We start from the raw sequence: 3,238 nt of genomic DNA on the forward strand, positions 1-3,238 counted from the left end.
GGTCGATCAGCCGGAACTCCGGTGCCAGTCCACGTCTTGGCCCGCTCGGCCCCGAACACACCCCCGCCACCCAGCACCCCCCCACGCCGTGGCCCGCCCGGCCCCGAACACACCCCCCCCCCCCACCCCCCCCCCCCCCCCCCCCCCCCGGGGGCGCCAATATTGGCGACATCGACGACCTGCAGGTGCAGGCGCCCATTCTGACCACCGGGCCAGGGGCGCGCAGGTTCAACCTGCACGACGGGTCCCTGAAGGAGGCCTCGTTCCATTTGATCAAGACGACTGGCGACGGGCATTGGCATCCAAGTCTCCAAACCAGTGGGAACCCTGACCGTCCACGACGATGTCGAGACCACCGGTGGGGAGGGATGACCATCGGCGGGTCGCTGCGCACCCGAGGGGACAACGTGACCACCCTTGAGGTCAACCACGGCGGGTCCATCCAACAGATGACGTTCGGCGGCAGCCTTGAAGCACTGGGTGGCGGCTCAACGAAGACCTTGAATCGAAGGTAACGCCCCCGCGCTCTGACACCTCCGGAATGCCCAGCCACACCTCGTCATCAACAAGCGCAGTGCCGCAGCCGATCGGCACGCGGAGCGTGCCACAACCCGATCGCTGACCGGCAATCCCACGACGACCGAGTTCACTGGGCGGGCCCTCATGCACGCAAGTCGCACCGCTGATCATCGCGCCGTGGTTCGCGAATCGGCCCTATCCGGCTGGGGCAGTACTCTCAAGCGCCCCGGGGTTCGCGGTCCAACCTCACACTCCAAGGCGAAACGAGATCTGATGGGTGCACTGCCGTCGGGGCCCTCTGGAACACGTCTTGAGTCTGATCCATCTGTCTTCCTGAGCTCCCGCCACACCGTCGCGGTCCCGTTCTTGGCTCTACTCGTCGCGTCTGCAATCTTTGCGCTGATCGGGTGGGGCCGAGCAGCAGAAACCTGCCTCGCCCTCATCTGTGCATTCGCGTTGGCCTGGGTGGCGCGAATGGGTGGGGCCATCTTTGCCCTCAAGAATTTCGTTGAGGTTGACGGCACAGTGCTGCGAACACGACGCGGTCCGTACACTAAAGAGTTGGAATTAAGCGAAATTGCGGAAGTCGAGTTCGAACAGCCAGTCACGGGACGTCGCCCTGAGCTGGAGTGGCCCGCCCCGTCATGGATGGCAGTCCGGATACGCAGAGTGGGCCAGCGATGGAAGCACACGCGCACCACAATCGTGATCATGACCTACGACACCAAGCGCACGCGGCCGTTGATCCGGGAGCTTGAAGCAAACGGGATCAAGTCCAACCATCCGTAGAAGGCCGCTAGTGGACCATCCCGCGGCTGCGCTCCGCTCGCCGATTGCGTCTGGGCAATGATCCAATCCTGGTCGCGGACGACTAGCCGAATCGTCACAGGTACGGTCCCTGGCATGACGCCTTTCGAGCAGGTGATCGTCCAAGGCCCCGACGGTCAGCTTCGGGTTGACGTGAAACCTTCGGGGGTCATTGGTTGGAACTACGACGCGCCCGATAGTGGCAGCAGAATCGAACTGGTCTTGTTACTCGCAGCCTTCCTGGCGAACTGCGTCGGTCGGCTTGCTCATCGCGGCGGGTCGACGGTCTGGGTCTACGGGGTGGACGGCCGGCGCAAGCACAAGCAGAGGTTCCCTCGCACAGCTGCAGCGGAAGAAGCACAACTCGCACTTATCCCGGTGCTTACCGAGCGCGGATTTGCAGCTTTGGAGTCGTGAGGCTGACGCGCGGGGCCCGGTGGTGCGACTCATTTGATCTGGGCGCCTCCCGGTTGCCCCGTTCCTGGATCGGCGATCGGTGTGCCGAACACCAGTCGCGGTCTGCATCGATCGCTATATCGAGAAGCCTCGCGCGTTGGTCTTGCTGAGCAGATCGTGGATGGCTTCGGTTGCCGCTTTGCCAGCGGCGCTCCGGTCCGCTGACAATATCGCGCCCGACGTCTGTAGGCGCAGCCTCGTGCCGCCCTTCATGCGAATGACCCATAGGCCGTTGTTCCCGTTGTAGGAATATCGCTTGACTTCCGTCGTATCAACGTTCAGCCGCTGACTTGAATCAACCCCAGTGATGTGAAGGACGCCTCCCTGGATGTCGAGCGATCCCTTCCACCCTCCGAAGACGAGCGAGGTACGCAGAACCTTCACGGTTGCAGTCATGCAGCGGACGGTAGCAACGGACCTACCATGCCTCGCTCATCACCCACGCTCCTGCCACAATCTGCGCCGAAGAGAGCCGCCATCGCAGCTGTGGGCGTGCACTTACCGAGGAGTGATGTGACGATCTTGAGCTCGCTGCCGCAACTTGGGAAGTCTCCGATTATCGAACCCTCCTCCGACACCCAGCCCGCCAACTCGCTGCCACCTGATCCGTTGTCACTTCGTGACGGAGCCTGCCATGCGCGTCAGCACCCCCTCGACGAAGCCAGCCCCCATCAGGCCGCCCTTCGGACCCTGCTCAGCCGGCCCTGAAGGCACCCGTATCTCGCGGAGCACTCTGCTGGGGTCATCATCGTCATAGAAGACCTGGAAGGTCCTCCCTGATAGTTCCTCGTAGCGGATGAACGCCGGCATAGCCCACTGCGACCGATCCCAGTTCGGCAGCTGTCCAATCATGGGCCACGTGCCCTGGGCCAAACCCAAGTGCCCAAATCTGCCCACGAGCAGGGCATCTGCTGCTCTTAACCCCACCAGATCACTCTGGACAGGCACCGCCCGACGGGCCGGACCGAAGAAATAACCCACCAATACCCCCTCAGGATTGGACCGCGCAACGACACCGGCCGCATATCCACCATCCCGTAGAGGCACCGCGAAACAGTCACCTTCCTGTGCCGCACTTGTGCTCACGAGAAACAACGTAACGCCGACCATGCCCGCTGATCGTGGTGAGGCACCGGAACACCACTGCTGGCAGAGGTAACCGCCAACCCCGGCCATATCTCCGCAAGCCGAACCACGTCTGGCGTCCCCGACAAGCGTCGGGCGTGGTCGGAGGCGTCCCGAGCTGACGTGTCCGCACGGGTGCTCCATACGGGACACCCATCTGCTGGCCGCCCGGAAGCCGATCGCCGACCGGTCACGTTTCCCCACACGCGGTAGATGGTCCGGTTGCGGTCAGACGGGTCAGAGAGAGCTGGTCCGATCAGCGGCGGCCCAAGATGTGCAGGAGGCCGGCTCGACGCCGTGCACTTCTTTCGCGTCGAGCTCGTCGAGAGGG

4 protein-coding genes are annotated in these 3,238 nt (G+C 63.5%); 2 read left to right on the forward strand and 2 right to left on the reverse strand.

All coding sequences use genetic code 11. The features are described 5' to 3' along the window. Positions 1–792 precede the first annotated feature (792 nt). Both J4030_RS17325 and J4030_RS17330 read left to right on the forward strand, forming a co-directional pair. Complete coding sequence (locus J4030_RS17325; protein ID WP_208050492.1) at positions 793–1,308, forward strand: hypothetical protein; 516 nt, start codon at positions 793–795, stop codon at positions 1,306–1,308. Between the two features lie 114 nt (positions 1,309–1,422). Then, positions 1,423–1,743, forward strand: coding sequence for a hypothetical protein (locus tag J4030_RS17330; protein ID WP_208050493.1), 321 nt, complete (start codon positions 1,423–1,425; stop codon positions 1,741–1,743). A 114-nt stretch (positions 1,744–1,857) separates the two neighbouring features. Here the strand turns inward: J4030_RS17330 and J4030_RS17335 are convergent, their stop codons facing one another. Together J4030_RS17335 and J4030_RS17340 are read right to left on the reverse strand one after the other, a co-directional pair. Continuing rightward, complete coding sequence (locus J4030_RS17335; protein WP_208050494.1) at positions 1,858–2,178, reverse strand: hypothetical protein; 321 nt, start codon at positions 2,176–2,178, stop codon at positions 1,858–1,860. 216 nt (positions 2,179–2,394) lie between these two features. Beyond that, positions 2,395–2,868, reverse strand: a complete 474-nt coding sequence (locus tag J4030_RS17340; RefSeq protein WP_208050495.1) for an Imm26 family immunity protein — start codon at positions 2,866–2,868, stop codon at positions 2,395–2,397. Positions 2,869–3,238 lie beyond the last annotated feature (370 nt).

Source organism: Allobranchiibius sp. CTAmp26 (genome assembly GCF_017565405.1).
Lineage (GTDB): Bacteria > Actinomycetota > Actinomycetes > Actinomycetales > Dermatophilaceae > Allobranchiibius.